The following is a 17,608-nucleotide window of genomic DNA, read 5'->3' as shown; positions in this document are numbered from 1 at the left end:
CGTGAATGCACGCAGAGCCTTGCAATTCTTTGCATCGCTCGCGGTGGGGAGGGCCCTATGGAGGCATCCGAAGATACGGCACGCCCGAAGCTGAGAGGGATGATCTATCCCGACGAGTATCTTGTGCGTATGTTTTTCAAGTCCGGGCTTCAGACATCGGCCGGCCGGGTTCTTGAGCTGGGGAGTGGATCCGGAAACAACCTGATGCACTTCGCCCGTTTTGGCTGGGAGTCCGTCGGCCTCGACTACGATGGCGAAAGTCTGGATGATTGCCGGCACAACTTCAAGACCTGCGGATACAAGGGTGATTTTCATCAGCACGATTTGAATGATGGCCTTCCCGACTTGGCGCCAACGTTCCAGGCCTTGGTCGCGGCCAGCAGTCTATATTACATTCGTCGCGACTCTGTTTGGCGCTGCCTCCAAGAAAGCCGTCTTTTGCTGGCGCCTGGGGCGGCAGTTTATCTCAGAATGCGCCTCCCCCAGGACCACCGATACGGGCGCGGCGTTCCAGTCGAACGAAACGGCTGGAGATTGACGATTGATTACTCAGGAGAACAGGATCTGTTGAATGTGTTCTGGGAAGAGTGGGAGCTTGTTGAACTTCTTGAGGGAACGCTTGGTCTTGAAAAGAATCGGATGAAAATTCTGAGAACCCACTATGAGAACCACCAGAACGACTATTTTGTGTCGAATAGCGACATCATTATCTGGGGGACTCTCCCGTAATGCGGCGCCTTGCGATCATGCAGCCGACGTTTCTGCCTTGGGCGGGATACTTCAATTTGCTGGCGCAAGTGGACGACTTCGTGTTTCTGGACGACGTTCAGTTGGAGAAGCAGTCCTGGCAGACGCGCAATCGGCTGGTGATCAATGGGGGTGCCCAATGGGTGTCCGTCCCGATCTGTCACGGTGGTCTGGACCAGACGATCCTTGAAACCCGGGTCGTGCCGGATCGACGATGGCGCCAGAAGTTGTGGCGCACGGTGACTCAGAATTATGGGAAACATCCGCACTTCGCGGACGCGCGCGGTATCCTTGACGTTGTTATGGAAAGCGAAGAAGAAAGCCTTGCGAAACTCAACGAAGAGGTCATCGTTTACATTAAGGGTCAAGCGGGGATACAATCGGATATCCATGTCGCGTCAGGCATGAATGCGAGCGGAAAAAGGACGGAGAAACTGATAGATATTTGCCGACACCTTGGGGCGGATGAATATGTTTCTCCCGTTGGGGCGAAGGCCTACTTGACCGAGGATGATTTCGAGGGAAGAGCGCCCTGCTCTCTTGTGTTTCAGAACTTCACGCCGTCTGAGTATCCCCAGAAAGGGGTTGATGAATTCATCCCGAATTTGTCCGTCGTCGATGTCGTGGCCAATATCGGTTGGAACGGACTTGTGGAGTACGTTCGATGAGGACCCCGCTTTTGAGGAGACAGGTCGATCAGACGCGCGTTCCGGTCCTGCCGCGGGCGCCGGCGCAGGCGCGTCCGGTTGCGTGCGGTCCCGTCCATAAAAACCCCGTCCATAAAAACAACGCAGCGGTGGTGAGAAGGGAGGCGGAGATATGGCAGGGCTGAGGATCGGATCGCGGGACGTGTCCCTGTCTTCGGCCCCCTTCATCGTGGCCGAGATGTCGGGCAACCATAACCAGTCGCTCGACCGCGCCCTGGCCATCGTCGAAGCGGCGGCCGAGGCTGGCGCGCACGGCCTGAAACTCCAGACCTATACGCCGGACACCCTGACCCTGGACGTCGATCACGACGCGTTCCGGGTGGCCTCCAAGGACATGCCGTGGACCGGGCGGCACCTCTACGATCTGTACCGGGAAGCGATGACGCCCTGGGAATGGCACGCGCCTCTGTTCAAGCGGGCGCGCGACCTGGGCATGATTCCGCTCAGCACGCCGTTCGACGACACGGCGGTGGACCTGCTGGAGGACCTGGGGTCCGACGTCTACAAGATCGCCTCGTTCGAGAACAATCACCTGCCGCTGCTGCGCCGGGTGGCGGCCACCGGCAAGCCGGTCCTCATGTCCACCGGCATGGCGACGCTGGGTGAACTGGACCTGGCCGTGCGGACACTCCGCGAGGCGGGGTGCCGCGACCTTGTGCTGTTGAAGTGCACCAGCACCTATCCGGCGACACCCGAGAACACCAACATTCTGACCATCCCGCACATGCGCGAGCTGTTCGGCTGCGAGGTCGGGCTGTCCGACCACACCCACGGCATCGGCGTGGCGGTGGCCAGCGTGGCCCTGGGGGCGACGGTGATCGAGAAGCACTTCACGTTGTGCCGGGCCGATGGGGGCGTGGACTCGTCCTTTTCCATGGAACCGGAGGAGATGAAGGCCCTGGTCACGGAGACCGAACGGGCGTGGCAGGCCCTGGGTCATGTGTCCTACGGTCCCACGGCCGCCGAGATGGAATCGCGGTCCTACCGCCGGTCGCTCTACATCGTTCGGGACTGCCCGGCCGGGCATGTCCTGACGGGCGACGACGTGCGGATCGTCCGCCCCGGCCACGGGCTGGAGCCGGTGGCGTTCGACGACGTGATCGGCCTCGTTCTGCCACGGGGCGCGCGGCGGGGCGATCCCGTGACCTTCGATCTGTTCCGGTCGGCATGAACGGACCCCGCGCTCTGACGGCCGCCCTGATCGGCCTGGGCAACATCGCCTGGCGGTATGACGGCGGGCGGGTGGAGCCGGGTGCGCCGGCCCTGACCCATGCCTCGGTGTACGACCGGTCCCCGCGCACGACCCTGACCCTGGGGATGTCCCCCGACGCCGGGGAACGGCGGGCGGCCCAAGAGGCGCTGGGCATCGACACCACGGACTCCCTCCCGGATGTGCTGGCGGCGCGGCCCGATGTCGTCAGCATCTGTTCGCCCTCCGCGCTGCATGCCGAGCACCTGCGTGCGTGCCTGGACGCCGGTGTCCCCATGATCTGGCTGGAGAAACCGGCCGCCACCCGTCTGGCCGATCTTGACACCGTCATGGCCGCGAACACGGGGGCGAGCGTGGTGGCGGTGAACTTCCAGCGCCGCTATCAGCCGGCCTACCGGGCGTTGCGGGATCTCTGCACCTCCGGCGAACTCGGGCGATGCCACCACATCCAGGCCGTCTATTCGCGCGGGCTGGAGACCAACGGCTCGCACATGGTCGATCAGGTGTTGTTCCTGGCCGGGGATGGGCGGCCGTTCACCCTGGACTGGGTCGGTCCCACCGGCGGACCGGACAATCCGGGGTTCGCCCTGACGTTCGACGGAGGATTGACGGCCATGGTGACGGGGCTGGACCTGCCCTATCACTGCATCGACATCGCCGCCGTGTTCGACGGCGGACGGGTCTCGCTGTTGCACGGTGGTCTGACGGCGGTGTTCGAACGTCGGGTCGAACAGGAGCTGTTTCCCGGGTTCCATCGCCTGCGTCCCGAGCCCGATCCGCGCTTTCCGACCGACTGCGACTTTGGCGGGTCGATGGCGGCGGCGCTGGACGATCTGATTGCCGCGCACGAGACCGGCCGGAACGCGGCCAGTTCCCTGACCACCGCGCGCGCCGGGCAGGCGCTGATGCAGGCCGTGTGGGAGCAGCTTGGGGGGCAGCCATGACGCTGGTGTTCGCGGCGGGCGACGTGGGCGGGGCGCGCGCTCTGCTGCCCGTGGTCCGGCTTTGCCATGCCCGAGGCCTTCCGTTTGCGGTGGTGCACCATGGCTTCATCGCGGACGCGATGGAGCCGGGCTGGCCGGCCGTGGACCCGGGGCGGGACCCGGGGGAGGCCCTGACCTCTCTCGGCGCAAAGTGTCTGGCGTTCGCCACCAGTGTCTCCGACATGCTGGCCCTGAACTGGGCGCGGGCCGCCGCCGCCCGGGGGGTCAGAACTCTCCACCTTCTGGACAACTGGTCCTCGTACCGTCGTCGGATGGACTATGGGGATGCGGCGGTGTTCAGACCCGACGTCTACGCGGTGCCGGACCAACGTGCGGCCGAGGCGGCCATCGCCGAGGGTATCGATCCGACGACCGTGCGCGTCATCGGACACCCGGCGCTGGCCGATCTGGCCGGAGAGGTGGCCCGCGCGGGGTCCTGTCGCGGGTCCCGGACACGCCTGTCCCTGCTCTTCGTGTCTGAACCGGCGGCCCTTGACCAGGGCTCGACGCCGGACACCCCTGACTTCCGGGGCTACACCGAAACACAGGTTCTGGCGATCCTTTGCGCGGCACTGGCGCCGCTGGCCGATACACTGACGCTGACCGTTCTGCCGCATCCGCGAGAGGACGCGGCCGCACTGGCCGAAACCTGGGAGACGGTGCGTGGTCCGCTCGATGGTGCCGTGGTGCCGCCTGGAAACGGCCGCGCCCATGTGTTGGGCAGCGACGGCGTGGTCGGCATGGCCTCGATCCTGCTGTACGAGGCTTGGTTGGTCGGCCTGCCCGTCCTGTCCGTCCAACCCAACTTGCGGCTGAATGAGCTGACATTGATCGGACGCCGAGATGGCGTGCGTCTGATCGACGATCCCGACGCGGCGCCCGATCTGATCCAGGACTGGGTGGCCAAGCTGCGCACCGGGAGCCCGCTTGTGCCGCGACCGGACCTGGTGCGCCATGCGTCGGCGGCCGACGCCTGTCTGTCGCTGTGTGGCCCCGAAACACACGACACGCCGTAAACGGACTGATAAGGGCTTGAGTGATACGGTTCTGCGATCGGACTGGTATTGCGCGACCAATGGGCCGTCACAGGGGTGCGGGAGGGCAGAAGTGAGCGGACAGACATCCGGCGCGTCTGTGTTGGCGATACAGGGTGGGCGCCCGGTGCGCGCCGAGCCGTTTCCGTCCCGCAACACGATTGACGACGAAGAGAAACGGGCGGTCGCGCGCGTTCTGGACAGTGGCGTGTTGTCCCGCTTCCTGGGCACATGGCATTCCGACTTTCGCGGAGGAGACGAGGTCCGGGCCCTTGAGGAAGAGTGGGCGGCGCGTTTCGGGGCCCGCCATGCCGTGGCCGTCAATTCCAACACCTCCGGATTGTACTGCGCCATGGGCGCCATCGGCATCGAGCCGGGCGACGAGGTCATCGTGACGCCCTACTCCATGTCGGCATCGGCGGTCGCGCCCCTGATCTACGGCGGCGTTCCCGTGTTCGCGGATGTCGAACCGGAGTTCTTCTGCCTGGACCCGGCGTCCGTCGAGAGTCGGATCGGCCCGCGAACGAAGGCCATTCTTGTCGTCGATCTCTTCGGCCAGCCCTACGACGCCGAGGCCATCAACGCGCTGGCCCGGCGCCACGGATTGACGGTGGTGGAAGACGCCGCCCAGGCCCCGGGGGCGACCCTGAACGGTGTGCCGGCCGGCCGCCTGGGCGATCTCGGCATCTATTCCCTGAACTACCACAAGCACATTCACTGTGGCGAAGGGGGAGTGGTCGTCACCGACGACGATGATCTCGCCGACCGCGTCCGCTTGATCCGGAACCATGCGGAATCCGTCGTCGAGGGCATGGGGCACCGCAATCTGACCAACATGGTCGGCTTCAACTTCCGCATGACCGAGATGGAAGCCGCCGTGGCGCGATGCCAGTTACGCAAGCTCGACGGGCTGTTGGAACGGCGTCTTGAGAATGTCGCGATCCTGGAGGAGAGCCTGCGCGACTATCCGCCGCTGCGGCCGGCGGGCCAGCGCCCCGGCGCCCGGCATGTGTACTATGCCCACGGCCTGTTGTTTGACCCCGCCGTGGCGGGCGTGTCGCGGGATCGCTTCATCGCGGCAGTGCGCGCCGAGTTGCCGGTGTTCGCGGGCCGCGAGACGGAGGGCGTGACGCTGGGGTGCGGGTACGTGCGGCCGCTGTATCTGCTGCCCCTGTTTCAGGACCGCGTGGCCATCGGCGGCCGGGGCGATCCGTTCCCCGGGGACAGACGCTACGACAGGGGGCTCTGTCCGACCTGCGAGCATTTGCACGAGACGGCGCTGGTGCTGCATGAGTTCATGATCCCGTCCATGACCCGCGCGGACCTTGCCGACGTTGTCTCGGCCTTCGAGAAAGTCTGGGAGCATCGCCACCTGCTGAGGGAACACTGAACGCATGGCCCAGACCGCAATCCTGCGCACGGCGCGCCTGACGCTCGAGCCGCTGTCCGAACGCCATGTGACCGAGCGTTACGTGGCCTGGCTCAATGACCCGGTCCTGATGCGGTTCAGCGAGCAACGCCACAGGCAGCACACCATCGAAAGTTGTCGGGCCTATCGGGACTCCTTTGCGGGCACGCCGAACCATCTTTGGGCCATTGAGGAAACGGACCAGGGTCTGGGCCATATCGGCAACATCAACGCCTATGTGGATGTGCCGAACAGCCTTGCGGATGTCGGCATCCTGATCGGCGCGGCGGCGGCACGTGGAGGGGGCTTTGGCCTCGAGGCGTGGCTGGCGGTGCTGGACCATCTGATGAACACCCAGGGACTGCGAAAGGTCGCGGCTGGGTGCATTGCTGAAAACACGGCGATGTTGCGTATCATGGAGGGGTCCGGCATGGTCGAGGATGGTCGCCGCCGCTGTCATTATTTGGTCGATGGACGTGACGTGGACATCGTCCACGCGGCGGCCTTTCGGTCCACCTGGACCCCCGTCGGTAAGCATCCGTGAACACGGCGCCTCAAGAGACGGTCCGGGCTCTGCCGCCATTTTGGGGTTCGTTCCTGAGCGAAGTGCCGCGTCCACGCTGAACGGGAGAGAAGTCGATGCCTGTCGATTCAACGCAAGCCTCGTACGTCGACGATGCGTTGTTCAGGGAAAACGTTGCCGTGCTGTCCCGGCGGGCGCCACGACTGCGCGGTCTCATCGACTCCCCGCGAGAAGGCTACACCATCCATCGCGCGGACGGTGACGGATTCCAAATTCTTGACCGTCAGGGCGCGCCGGTCCTTCCGGACCCGGAACCCACCTATTCCCGGAACAGGGCCGCGGCCTTCCTTGAAAACCCGTTTGTTCTTCGGCATGCGCGGCATCCGAAACATGTGCCAGACCCCTATCTGTGGTGGGACCATGTCCGACCGATCATGGATGAGCTGCCAAGGGAGTTCTGGTTTCGCACGGTCCCGCATACGGAAGCCCATACATTGGCCTGCGTCGACTGCCCGGCGCCGGACGCTCTCCTGGACATCATCAATGCCCTGCCGGAACTCCGGAACGTCCTGGTCATGACCTGCAATGTCGGCCTTTTTGTCGGGGCGCTGCATTATTCGAGTTGGAAAGATTTTTTTGAGTCTTTGTCGGACCGGGACATATCGGTCGACTTCATTTATTCGGCCAACGACGAGCATCTTTCCCAACACCTGGTTGACTCCGTATTCACGCTGACTCCGTTTTTGTCAGACAATATTCTGGTCTATTTTCATCATTCGAACCCAGCGACAGAGGGAGTGCGAGGTTCACTGCAGACCAAGTACACAAACCGCCTGCTTGGTGTCGGTTTTTTCTCCGATGAACTGGAGATGATCCGGGCGTCGCGGTCCAACATCATGGTGCATCGGCGCCCGCTGATCGCCCGACGAGAAGCCCACGACGGCACGGCGATCGTCGTGGGGTCCGGGCCCTCGCTCGACCATACCATTGATGCCCTGAAAGACATCGCGGATCGCGGTTTTGTCATTGCGGCCGGAACCGCGGTCGAGCCGTTGTTGGAGGCCGGGATCAAGGTGGATTGCTGCGTGATCCTCGAAAGGGGGCCGGAAGTGCCGGAGACGTTCCGGGACATGGCCGCCCGGGTCGACCTGTCGAACGTGGCCATGATTGCCAGTTCCACAGTGGATCCAGAGACGGAAAAGTATTTCGGCAGCGCCTACTATTTTTTCCGGCCGGGCATGAACACATCATCCGGGTTTGATCCGGATGGAATTCATACCATGCGGCACTGCGACCCAACGGTGTCCAATACGGGAGTTGGGTTGGGCCTGTATTTCGGCTTTCGGAAGTTCATTTTGTTCGGTGTGGATTTGGGCACGGCCGACCCTGATCGTCATCACAACCGCAATACAGCATATTACCGATCAGACGAAATCAATCGGCAACTTGAGGAAGACCCAATCGTCATGGACGAAACGGCAGTCGGGGCATTCGGCGGGCTGGTTCGGTCCAATTTCGTCTTGAACTGGTCGCGGATGCTGATGGAACGGTGTCTTGCGGAACGCACGGACAGCTTGGTGATTTCGGTCTCCGACGGCGCCCGGATAAAGGGATCTGTTGCGGTCTTGCCCGAAGCTGTGAAGGGTCTGTCGCGGGCATTTCCAGTTCTCTTGAACCCGTATCCGGAAGACGTCCTCACCCCTGAGGAATACGACGTCGCGAACTACAATTACAACCTTGGCCACGCCGAAGAGTATCATGCGATGCTTCACAAGGCAGCAAGCGAAATCAGTTGGGAGCGCAGACATGAGGTCGCAAATGACTTTCAGCGAATCCTTCTTTTCATTCGCCGGCAAGACCCGTTCAAGATCGTTTTCCGTGGCACCACTGCGGAAATGGTATGGTCATTCTTTTCGGTGCTGAATCGCATGACCGACGAAGAACGACGAACCTACGAACCGCGGCTCCGTGAGGTCATGCTGAACAGTCTGCAAACGATGAAGCGCGAGGTCGCGGACTTGCTGAACGCGGACCACTAGTGCACTGATCCAGACAAAAGATGCAGCCTGCATTCTTTTGTCTGGATCGAAAGTGCACTAGAAACAATGTTTTTTTTTTGCAGCGACGTCTGCATTCAAGGGGACTCCCTTGAATGCGTCGCTGTACTAGGGGCCGAGACCCGCACATGACGTCGCGCAGCGCAAAGCCACTCCGAACCGCGCCCCTTCGGCTCAGTCCCCGAAGAACCAGACGTGATCGGCCGCGCGTGTGGAATAGGGCTTCAAGAGAGCATTTGACATGATTTCGGTTGTGTTCGGCGCGAGCAACGCCGCACGGCTGTTCGCGTCGACCGATAGGTCGAAGGCGCCGATTGTGGCCAGGATGATCGAAAGATTCCGGTAGTGATTCGGGTCCGCCGGCTCCACGGCGATCGCCCGTCTCAGGGCTTCCGCGGCGGGGCCGAACTGACCGACTTCGTACAAGGTCAACGCGGCGTTGTAGTGCGCCGATGCCTCGGCCGGTGAGAGGCGTTGTCCCCGTTGGGTTGCCGCATCGGCGGACAGGGAAAACCCAAGACTCACTTCGGTGTCCGCCAAGTTGTAATAGGCCGGCACGAAATCCGGCTGCAGGGCAATGGCGGCCCGGAAGTTGTCCCGGGCCTGGGGCCCATTGCCGACCGCCCGGTTGGCACGGCCCATGGAGAACTGAACCATGGGATGATTGTGCTGCGTGCGCATCGCCTGTGTCGCGATGGCAAGGGCTTCTTCGTTGTCTTCCAGTTCCAGCAACAGGCCGACCAGATTGGTCACCGCCTCAACATAAACAGGCTCGAGGCTCAGGGCCTTCCTGTAGTAGGCCTTGGCTTCGGACAGCCTGCCCGCCCTTTTGTGATAGACGCCGAGAATGAAGAAAATGCGCCAAGGATCGGGAACCACCTTGACTGCCCGATCCGCCGCGATCATGGCGTTCTCAAACTCGCCAAGCGAAAAAAGGGCGCGGATCAAGGGCACCCAGGCATCGGTACAGTCGGGCCACGATTTTACGATGCCGAAGGCCTTGCTGACGACGGCCTTATGGGCGCGAATGCTGACGTACCCTTCCAGATCCCCTAGCGCGAGGGTCTTGTCGCCCTGTTCCGCAAAACGATCAGGGTCAGTGTCAGGCGTGTTCATGTCGAAACCCTTCCTGGAAATACAGGGATCGGTGCTCGTTCGTTCCGCGGGACCGCATGATAACGGTGTCGTTGAGTGATCGGCGGAGGATCATGTCGGATAGAAGAAACCGCGCATGAACGAAAGACGGTCCATGACCACGCGGCGACCCGCCCGGCTGACGCCTAGCGTGCGCAGCAGGGCCACTTGGTCTCTTGGCAACCGCCAGCAGTAAATCCCCCTGAAGGACCCGAGATCAAGCCCCGCCTCGCCCAGCGCCGTGACACATCGCGCGTCCGGAACGCACAAATGATGGTCGGCGAGGGGCCAAAGCGCTTTCAGCCACGCGCTTTGCCTCAGGTCGAGGCCGACGTGCCATCGCGGAACGGCCGCGCGCAACGGCCCGAGCGTTCGGGCGACATAACTGATCCACATCTCCCGCAGAAACCCGCCATGGCGCTCCATGATCTCCGGGGTCAGGCGTCCGTCCCACCCGGGTTCCAGCTTGTTCATGCGCTCGGTCAGCCGGGACAGGACGTCGGTTCCCACGAGGGCGTGCGAACTGACCGACGACAGGCCGATGGCGATGTCTGGGCCGGATCGGGGCGGAAAGACGAAAAGCAGACCGCTGGGGGCGTTGTTGTCGCGGTGCAGCGGACCCTGCGTCTGGGGCGGGCCTCCATCGGCCTGGGCGAGCGCTTCGCGGACCTGTGGCACACCCGATGCAATGTCAGCGTCAAGGTCCGTATCGGTGAACCGATCACACGGGTTGATGAGGGAGTCGGGCCGTTTGAGAACGCGAAGAGTCTCCCGCCGACTGGCATAGGAGTTTGGCTCCAACATGCCGCGCAGGCCGCGCAAACCGAGATCGGCCGTTTCGTCGGGCCACGCCTTCCGGTTCGCGCCGGCAGTGTCCACACCCGGGCCGAACATGGCATGAACGGTCTCGACAATACGCTCATCCAGACCCGGGAGCGTGGCCGCGTTCAAGAGGCAGCCGGCGGCAACATGCGGTGCGTTCCGCTGCCGGGCGAGGAGATATCCGAGATGCGCCAGATGGCCCGAGCGTCTGTAGCGGGTCCACAGCGCATTGAGGGTCAGGTCGATTTCGTCGAAGCGACGTTTGTCAATGTAGTATCGGCTGGCACAGTACATTTCACCTTCGGATAGGTCGGGTCGGGAGAACACCGCCTCCGGCAGGTCCGTCACGGTCGTATACCCGTGCAGAAGCATGCGCGCGAAGATGTACCGAAACAGGGGATCGCGGCCCGGGTCGATGGCCTGCCCGGTGATGATGGCGTTCGCTGCCCGTTCCAGGGGCGTGAGGACATCGTCAAGCAACGTCGTATTGCCAAGCCCCTCGGTCTTGTTGCCGTCATCGACGTCAGTCCGGTTGGCCCTGTCCTGGACGACGTTGGCCTGATCCGCGTCGCTGTCTTCAAAGAGAAGAAGACCGGAGAGGCGGTTGCGCCAGACGCCCGGTGGGACTCTGCCCAACAGCGCGCGCGCCGTCAGGAAGTCAAACTGAAACAGGGCCACGGCCATTCTGTCTGCCAGTGGGACGTCGGTCAAACCACCCCTGTCCACAAAGGTATCCAGGGAAAACAACGCGGCCTGATGGATCATCAGGGATAGGTCCTCTTCGGCGCAGGCCCGATCTGGATCCGCGTCGGCTTGAGGCTTTGGGCCGATATCGATTTCGCTGTTCGAGATCATCTGCTCACATTCCCTGGTCACGGTACGCAGCTTGGATCGTCTCTTCCATGATGTGGAACTATACAGGATCGTCGGCGGAGGAACATCCGTGTTTGCGGTACTGCCACGCACCCCATGAAGCCAAGGATCGGTAGAAAAAGGGGCAATGGCGTTGCCGCCATTGCCCCCAGGAAAACCACCATATGGTCGGGCTGGCCCGACCAGTCCGGATGATATTAGAACAGACGCAGCACCGACTGCTCGGACTGGTTCGCGATCGACAGAGAGATCGTACCGAGCTGCTGGCGGGTCTGCAGGGCCAGCATGTTGGCGCTTTCCTTGTTGATATCGGCGTTGACCAGACTTGCCGAACCATCTTCCAGAGTCGTCACCATGTTGTCGGTGAACTGGTTCCGGATCTGCAGGACGGAAGCGGCCGTCGAGAACGACTGGCTGGCATTCCGCAGGTCGGATCGGGCGCTCTGGGTTTCTTCCACGGACTTGTCGATGTTGTCCGTGTCGGAGGTCCAGGTCGCCTTCGTCAAGCCAAGACCCACAGCCGTGACATTGACGCCCTGAACGTCGAGCTTGGAATCTTCGCTCAGGTCTTCGTTGAAGTAGACGGTCAGCTTGTTGCTGAGCGCATCGCTGTTCAGCAGGTTGATACCCGCATACTTGGCATCATCGGCCAGGGAATTGATCTGATCCATAACGTCGTTGTAGGCGTTTTCCAGAGACGCCAGTTCCTTGCCGACGTCCAAGGACGTCACGGTACCATCCAAGTTGGTGCCGCTGGTCAGATTCAGGCCGAACGTGGTCAGGAACACACCACTCGAAATCCCCGAAATGCGGGTCGTCGAGTCCTCGGCGTAGACCTTGAAGCCGGTGCTGTCCGGATCATATTCGAAGGTCAGCCCCTCGAACTTGACGGTCATCGCGTCCAGCAGGTCATTGACCGTAATCGTGCTGAACGTCGCCGTCTTGTCGGCGTTTTCGGCAACCTCGTCCCAGGTCAGGTTGGCGGAGATGACCGTCGTGCTCGCATCCATCGTGTAGATGATTTTGACGGCTTCGTTGCCGGCCGCGACTTCACCGGTGGCGGTGCCGATCACCATCTTGCCAAGGTTTTCGAGGAACGCGTCCTTGTTTTCCGCAATGGAAAGGTTGGTCCACCCATTGTCCTCAACAAACGCCAACTGGGAGAAGGCTTCCTGTGTGGTCAGAACAGCCGCCGTCCCGGCGGTCGTCAGACCATAAGCGCGGGTGGTATCCAGCTCCTGCGCCGCCAGCGCCTTCGATTGCGCGGTGTCGACCAGGTCAATGATGCTCTTGATGCCTTTGTCGGCGGCGGTAATGGTCTGCAGGCCCTGCAGAATCGAGTCCTTACGGGCGGTCAGGTCCGCCGCGCGGTAATTCAGGGACTGCGCCTTGAAAAACGAAATCGGATCGTCCAGCGCGCTGTTCACCTTCTTACCGGTGGACAGCTTGAACTGGGTGTCCTCAATCAGCGAGGACGTATTTTGAAGGGAGAGCAGATTGGCGCGAATGCCAGCAGTAAGGGTAACGTCAGCCATGACTGGATCCTTTCTGGTGTGTCGGGCTGTGTCCCGATAACGGGTGCTCATACGCCCGTGGGTTGGTCACCTTCTGGTGATCAAGCGCGAGTATAGGCGCGATCTGTTCCGGAACGCAATCGGATTCTTGCCTGACGGAGGTCGTATGCCTTCCGGACAGGGGGGGGGCATCACCCCGGCGCGATGCCGGCGCAGCGGGCACACCGGCGGGCGCCGCGGCTGCAATCAGAGTCGCCCACCGGTTGAAAGGAGAGCGCCGTGCTTCCCCGCCCCTCAATCAGCCCGCCCCCTGCGGGACAGCAGCCGTCGCACGAATGCGTTCGACCACATCCTCGGGAGGAGACATCGGCGTCATGGCGCCAGCCTCGACGAACACGGCCACAAACTCGCCAGCGAAACAGAGGACTCCGTCCTGGTATCCGCACACCTCGTGGGTGACGGATGTCCGCCCCAGCCGCGTCATTCTGACCTCACAGTCCAGGGCATGACGGGGCGTAATGGGGGCGCGGAAGTCCAGCCGCATGTGCACGAACGGGGTGCCGAGCCGGCGGTCGATATTGAACCGGTACCAGTCATGATCGGTGTGGTGGCTCCACCAGGACTCGATGGCCTCCAGCGCCCAGGCCGGAATATTCGGCGTATAGGCGATGGCGGCGGGGTCGCAGTCGCCCCAACGCACCCGGATCCGGTGCAGGAAGGGCGTCGTCTGCGGCCCGATCGTGGCGCCTTCGGGTTCCATTGGGCGGTCATCGTCCATGGGCGCGGTCATGCTGGTGATCCTTCCGTTTCGGCCTCGGCCCACAAATCGCCGAGCAGCCGGACCGCCGAGCCGATGGCCACCGCGCGGCGGTAGCGGGGCGAGGCGGCGGTGGTGCGCAGCGGAATGCACACCTTGCCCACAGCCTCCGTGACGGTGGCGGCCGCCGCCTCGGTCCACGGCTCGCTGATCAGGCCGTCCAGCCCCGGCACGGCCACCGGCGCCGGGGCCACCCCGGTCAGGGCCAGCCGGACGTTGGTCATTCGGTCTCCCGCGCGGCGCACCAGCGCGGCGACCCCGGCCAGGGGAAAGTCGATGGCGTCACGCACGCGCACCTTGGCGTACCCGGCCACGGCCCCGTCCAGCGGCGGCACGATGACGGCGGTGACCAAGGCGCCGGGGGCCAGAGCCAAGTGCGCGCGGCCGTCGGCCCGGAACAGATCGGCGAGCGGCAGACGGCGCGATCCTTGCGGCTCCAGCACCTCGACCGATGCGCCGAGAACCATCAGCGCCGGAGCGATATCGCCGGCGTAGGCGGCGTGACAGCGGTCGCTCTTCGGAACCACGTGGCACGTCTCGCCGCCGGCCTTCATGCAGAACCCGTTGGCGGCGCGCCACCATTCGCTTTGGTTCACAAACACGCACCGGGTGTCCTGACACAGGTTGCCGGCCACGGTGGCGGCTTCGCGATGAGTCGGTCCGGCCACACAGGCGGCGGCGCGGGCCAGCACCGGCCAGCCGTCGAGCACGCGGGAGTCGGCGGCCAGCCGCGCCAGAGTGACGGACGCCCCCAGCACCAAGGCGCCGCTGTCCTCGTCCACCGCGATACCGTCCAGGTCGGGGATGGCTGACAGATCCACAAGCGCCGGCGGCGCGTCCAGACCACGGCGCAGGTTGACCAACAGGTCGGTGCCGCCGGCCAGCGGGCGGCTGCCCGGCGCAGTGGCCAGCGCGGCCACGGCATCGGCGGTCGAGGTCGGGCGATGCAGGCGGACCTGCGGCATGGGCGTCATGGCGTCACGCTCCGTTGGGCGCAAGAAGGTCGAACACCCGCTCGGGGCTCAGCGGCAGCGCGCGGGCGCGAACGCCGGAGGCGTCGTGGACGGCATTCATGATGGCGGCGATGCTGCCGGCCAGCGGCCCCTCGCTCGCCTCCTTGGCGCCGAACGGCCCGTTCGGGTCCAAGCTCTCGATGATGTGGACCTCGATCTCGGGGCTTTCCGCGATGGTCGGCACACGGTAGTCGAGCAGGTTGGTGGCGATGCCGCGCCCGTCGCGCCAGTTGGTTTCCTCGGACAGGGCTTGACCCACCCCCATCCAGGCCGCGCCTTGGATCTGCCCCTCGACGGCCAGGGGATTGATGGCCCGGCCGACGTCGGCGGCCACCCAGAGCTTGTGGACCGTGACCCGGCCGGTGACCGGATCGACCGAGCACTCCGCCACCTGGGCGGCATAGGAAAAACCCATTGAGGCGCCGATGGCGCTGCCCCGGATGGCCTTGTCGCCCTGGAACTCCACCGGGCAGGTGAAGGTGCCCTTCACTGTGAGCGTCCCGGTGTCCACCAGGGCCTCGCGCACCACGTCACCGAAGGATAGGCCGGTGTCCTGGGACCCGGCCACGCGGAAGGTCTCGCCCAGGCATTCAATCTGGTCGGGCGCGGCGTCCAGGCGCCGGGCGGCCGCCATCACCAGGATCTCCTTCAGCCGCTCCGCCGCCTGGATGGTGGCGTTGCCGACCATGAAGGTCACACGGGAGGAGTAGCTGCCGTTGTCCTTGGGGGTCACCGCGCTGTCGCTGCTGATCACCCGCAACCGCCCGGGATCACACCCCAGCACCTCGCCGACCACCTGAGCAACCACGGTCGAGGAGCCCTGGCCGATGTCCGCCGCGCCGGTCAGGATGGTGATGCCGCCGTCGAAATCGAGCTTCAGGTTGATGACGGCGTGCGGCTCGCCGGTCCAATGCTTGGGCTTGGAGGTGCCGGAGACGTAGTGCGAACAGGCCATGCCCAGGCCGCGCCCGGGCGGCAGACCGCCGCGCCGCTCGCGCCAGCCGGAGGCCTGTTCGACCCAATCCAGGCACTCGGCCAGACCGTTGCTCAAGACCTTCTGGCCCATCAGGGTCGTGGTGGGCACGGTCAGCAGGTTGACGCGCCGCACCGCGAAGGGATCGAGTCCCAGTTCGGCCGCCATCTCGTCCAGCAGCGCCTCGAACGCGGCGCGCATGTCCACGGTGCCGTGGCCGCGCATGGCCCCGCAGGGCGGCAGGTTGGTGTAGACCCGCCAGCCGTCGTAGGTGACGGCCGGAATGTCGTACAAACCATGCAGCAACGCGCCAGCATACAGGATGGTGATGATGCCATAGCCGGCATAGGCCCCACCGCGCTGCACGCAGGTCGCGGCGCAGGCGGTCAGCCGGCCCTCGGCCGTCAGGCCCAGCTTCAGGGTAATCTCGGCCTGGGGGCGGCCGCGATGGGTCAGGAAGGTGTCCTCGCGCGACAGCGAAAGGAACACCGTGCCGCCGGCCTTGCGGGCCAGCAGGGCGGCGATGACCTCGAAGCCCAGCGCCTCCGTCCGCGCGCCGAAGCCGCCGCCCAGGAACGGCTTCACCACGCGGATACGGGCGGTATCCATCTCCAGGCACTGGGCGACGGTCAGGTGAACGTAGTACGGCACCTGGGTGGTGGTGTGCAGGGTCAGCCAATCGCGGTCGGGGTCGTACGCGGCCAGCGTGGCGTTGGGCTCCAGGTGGACGTGATTGACCTCGGCGAACGAGAACGCGCGCTCGCGCACCAGGGCGGCGGCGACGAACCCGGCCTCCACGTCGCCGAACGACTGGTGCACCTCGCGCTCGATATTGCCGGGCTTGTCGTCGTGCAGAAGCGGCGCTTTCGGCGCGCGCGCCTTGGCGCTTTCGAACACCGCCGGCAGCGGCGCGATGTCGGCGCGGATCAGCGCCAGCGCTTGGGCCGCCGTGCGCGCGTCCACGGCGGCCACGGCGGCGATGGGCTCGCCCCGATAACGCACCCGCTCCCGCGCCAACGGGTATTCGTTCCGCGCGATCGGCAGCACGCCGAAGGGCACCGCGCAGTCGGCGCCGGTGACCACCGCCAGCACGCCCGGCAGCGCCTCGGCCGCCGCCGTGTCCACGTCGCGCAGGATGCCGTGGGACACCGGGCTGCGCAGGATGGCCCCCGCCAGGGCATCGGCGGGCCGCAGATCGGCGGTGTAGCGGGCGCGGCCGGTCACCTTCTCGATGCCGTCCACCAGCGGCGTCGGTACCCCGATGCCGCCCTTGGGGGAAAGAGCTGTCATGACGCGGCCTCCTCGGTTGCGGCGGCCTGAACAGACTCGATGATCTTCACGTACCCGGTGCAGCGGCACAGGTTGCCGGCCAGCGCCTCGCGGATCGCCTCCGGGGACGGTGCCGGGTCACGCCGCAACAGGCCCTCGGCGGCCATGATCATGCCCGGCGTGCAATAGCCGCACTGGGTGCCCAAACGCTCGTGGAACGCCCTCTGCAGACGGTTCATGCGGCTGTTGCGCGCCTGCCCCTCGATGGTTTCCACGCGCCGGCCGGCCACCTGGTGGGCCAGCGTCGAGCACGCCAGACGCGGGCGGTCGTCCACCAGCACGGTGCAGGCGCCGCACTCGCCGCCGTCGCAGCCCTGCTTGGTGCCGGTCAGGCCGGCCACATCGCGCAGGTAGTCCAGCAACAGGGTGGAGTCTTCCACCAGATCCTGCCGCGCGCGGCCATTCACGGTGAGGTCAAGAACCGACTTCATGGGCTGTCCTGTCGCTTCGGGTCGGGAAACCGG

The 17,608-nt window shown here is 64.4% G+C and carries 15 protein-coding genes; 8 read left to right on the top strand and 7 right to left on the bottom strand.

From position 1 onward, the window contains the following. Nucleotides 1-57: 57 nt before the first annotated feature. The 8 genes from BLS85_RS05055 to BLS85_RS05020 all read left to right on the top strand — a co-directional run bounded on the left by BLS85_RS05055 (nt 58) and on the right by BLS85_RS05020 (nt 8,651). Nucleotides 58-729: a class I SAM-dependent methyltransferase gene (locus BLS85_RS05055; protein ID WP_092783063.1), complete on the top strand. Its 672-nt coding sequence runs from the start codon at nt 58-60 to the stop codon at nt 727-729. Next, nucleotides 729-1,415 carry a WbqC family protein gene (locus BLS85_RS05050; RefSeq protein WP_092783060.1) on the top strand — a complete coding sequence of 229 codons (687 nt, stop codon included), beginning with the start codon at nt 729-731 and terminating at the stop codon, nt 1,413-1,415. The genes BLS85_RS05055 and BLS85_RS05050 overlap by 1 nt, the downstream gene beginning before the upstream one ends. 151 nt (nt 1,416-1,566) lie before the next feature. Further along, complete coding sequence (pseI, locus tag BLS85_RS05045) at nt 1,567-2,625, top strand: pseudaminic acid synthase (RefSeq protein WP_092783057.1); 1,059 nt, start codon at nt 1,567-1,569, stop codon at nt 2,623-2,625. Then, on the top strand, nt 2,622-3,608 hold the full coding sequence (locus BLS85_RS05040; RefSeq protein WP_092783054.1) for a Gfo/Idh/MocA family protein: 987 nt from the start codon (nt 2,622-2,624) through the stop codon (nt 3,606-3,608). Before pseI ends, BLS85_RS05040 begins: the two co-directional genes overlap by 4 nt. Then, on the top strand, nt 3,605-4,663 hold the full coding sequence (locus tag BLS85_RS05035) for a hypothetical protein (protein WP_092783051.1): 1,059 nt from the start codon (nt 3,605-3,607) through the stop codon (nt 4,661-4,663). The genes BLS85_RS05040 and BLS85_RS05035 overlap by 4 nt, the downstream gene beginning before the upstream one ends. Nucleotides 4,664-4,754: 91 nt before the next feature. Then, nucleotides 4,755-6,071, top strand: a complete 1,317-nt coding sequence (locus BLS85_RS05030) for a DegT/DnrJ/EryC1/StrS family aminotransferase (protein WP_245699084.1) — start codon at nt 4,755-4,757, stop codon at nt 6,069-6,071. A gap of 4 nt (nt 6,072-6,075) precedes the next feature. Further along, nucleotides 6,076-6,633: a GNAT family N-acetyltransferase gene (locus BLS85_RS05025; protein WP_092783045.1), complete on the top strand. Its 558-nt coding sequence runs from the start codon at nt 6,076-6,078 to the stop codon at nt 6,631-6,633. 95 nt (nt 6,634-6,728) lie between these two features. Continuing rightward, nucleotides 6,729-8,651 carry a motility associated factor glycosyltransferase family protein gene (locus tag BLS85_RS05020; protein WP_092783042.1) on the top strand — a complete coding sequence of 641 codons (1,923 nt, stop codon included), beginning with the start codon at nt 6,729-6,731 and terminating at the stop codon, nt 8,649-8,651. Nucleotides 8,652-8,843: 192 nt separating this feature from the next. Here BLS85_RS05020 and BLS85_RS05015 read toward each other — a convergent pair whose 3' ends face one another. The 7 genes from BLS85_RS05015 to hcrC form a co-directional block, all read right to left on the bottom strand. Beyond that, a complete protein-coding gene (locus BLS85_RS05015; protein ID WP_092783039.1) occupies nt 8,844-9,785 on the bottom strand; it encodes a tetratricopeptide repeat protein in 942 nt (313 codons plus the stop codon). Nucleotides 9,786-9,875: 90 nt separating this feature from the next. Then, nucleotides 9,876-11,480 carry a hypothetical protein gene (locus BLS85_RS05010; RefSeq protein WP_092783036.1) on the bottom strand — a complete coding sequence of 535 codons (1,605 nt, stop codon included), beginning with the start codon at nt 11,478-11,480 and terminating at the stop codon, nt 9,876-9,878. Between the two features lie 215 nt (nt 11,481-11,695). Next, on the bottom strand, nt 11,696-13,033 hold the full coding sequence (locus tag BLS85_RS05005; RefSeq protein WP_176793378.1) for a flagellin N-terminal helical domain-containing protein: 1,338 nt from the start codon (nt 13,031-13,033) through the stop codon (nt 11,696-11,698). 277 nt (nt 13,034-13,310) lie between these two features. Continuing rightward, entirely contained in the window at nt 13,311-13,802 is a 492-nt protein-coding gene (locus BLS85_RS05000) for an acyl-CoA thioesterase (protein WP_218128292.1), read from the bottom strand. Further along, nucleotides 13,799-14,803, bottom strand: coding sequence for a 4-hydroxybenzoyl-CoA reductase subunit beta (hcrB, locus tag BLS85_RS04995; protein WP_092783030.1), 1,005 nt, complete (start codon nt 14,801-14,803; stop codon nt 13,799-13,801). Before hcrB ends, BLS85_RS05000 begins: the two co-directional genes overlap by 4 nt. A 4-nt stretch (nt 14,804-14,807) precedes the next feature. Continuing rightward, nucleotides 14,808-17,105, bottom strand: coding sequence for a 4-hydroxybenzoyl-CoA reductase subunit alpha (gene hcrA, locus BLS85_RS04990; RefSeq protein ID WP_092783027.1), 2,298 nt, complete (start codon nt 17,103-17,105; stop codon nt 14,808-14,810). Continuing rightward, complete coding sequence (gene hcrC, locus BLS85_RS04985; protein WP_092783024.1) at nt 17,102-17,575, bottom strand: 4-hydroxybenzoyl-CoA reductase subunit gamma; 474 nt, start codon at nt 17,573-17,575, stop codon at nt 17,102-17,104. Before hcrC ends, hcrA begins: the two co-directional genes overlap by 4 nt. Nucleotides 17,576-17,608 lie beyond the last annotated feature (33 nt).

The organism is Rhodospira trueperi (genome assembly GCF_900101965.1).
GTDB classification, from domain to species: Bacteria; Pseudomonadota; Alphaproteobacteria; order Rhodospirillales; family Rhodospirillaceae; genus Rhodospira; species Rhodospira trueperi.
The sequence above is the reverse complement of the archived record's forward strand: the minus strand, read 5'-3'. Positions and strand labels throughout refer to the sequence as shown.

Excerpts from the sequence above, each read along its gene's own strand:
- BLS85_RS05015 (WP_092783039.1), bottom strand. The coding sequence starts at position 9,785 with ATGAACACGCCTGACACTGACCCTGATCGTTTTGCGGAACAGGGCGAC.
- BLS85_RS05055 (WP_092783063.1), top strand. The coding sequence starts at position 58 with ATGGAGGCATCCGAAGATACGGCACGCCCGAAGCTGAGAGGGATGATC.
- BLS85_RS05020 (WP_092783042.1), top strand. The coding sequence starts at position 6,729 with ATGCCTGTCGATTCAACGCAAGCCTCGTACGTCGACGATGCGTTGTTC.
- hcrB (WP_092783030.1), bottom strand. The coding sequence starts at position 14,803 with ATGACGCCCATGCCGCAGGTCCGCCTGCATCGCCCGACCTCGACCGCC.
- BLS85_RS05010 (WP_092783036.1), bottom strand. The coding sequence starts at position 11,480 with ATGATCTCGAACAGCGAAATCGATATCGGCCCAAAGCCTCAAGCCGAC.
- pseI (WP_092783057.1), top strand. The coding sequence starts at position 1,567 with ATGGCAGGGCTGAGGATCGGATCGCGGGACGTGTCCCTGTCTTCGGCC.
- hcrC (WP_092783024.1), bottom strand. The coding sequence starts at position 17,575 with ATGAAGTCGGTTCTTGACCTCACCGTGAATGGCCGCGCGCGGCAGGAT.
- BLS85_RS05035 (WP_092783051.1), top strand. The coding sequence starts at position 3,605 with ATGACGCTGGTGTTCGCGGCGGGCGACGTGGGCGGGGCGCGCGCTCTG.
- BLS85_RS05005 (WP_176793378.1), bottom strand. The coding sequence starts at position 13,033 with ATGGCTGACGTTACCCTTACTGCTGGCATTCGCGCCAATCTGCTCTCC.
- BLS85_RS05040 (WP_092783054.1), top strand. The coding sequence starts at position 2,622 with ATGAACGGACCCCGCGCTCTGACGGCCGCCCTGATCGGCCTGGGCAAC.
- BLS85_RS05050 (WP_092783060.1), top strand. The coding sequence starts at position 729 with ATGCGGCGCCTTGCGATCATGCAGCCGACGTTTCTGCCTTGGGCGGGA.
- hcrA (WP_092783027.1), bottom strand. The coding sequence starts at position 17,105 with ATGACAGCTCTTTCCCCCAAGGGCGGCATCGGGGTACCGACGCCGCTG.
- BLS85_RS05025 (WP_092783045.1), top strand. The coding sequence starts at position 6,076 with ATGGCCCAGACCGCAATCCTGCGCACGGCGCGCCTGACGCTCGAGCCG.
- BLS85_RS05000 (WP_218128292.1), bottom strand. The coding sequence starts at position 13,802 with ATGACCGCGCCCATGGACGATGACCGCCCAATGGAACCCGAAGGCGCC.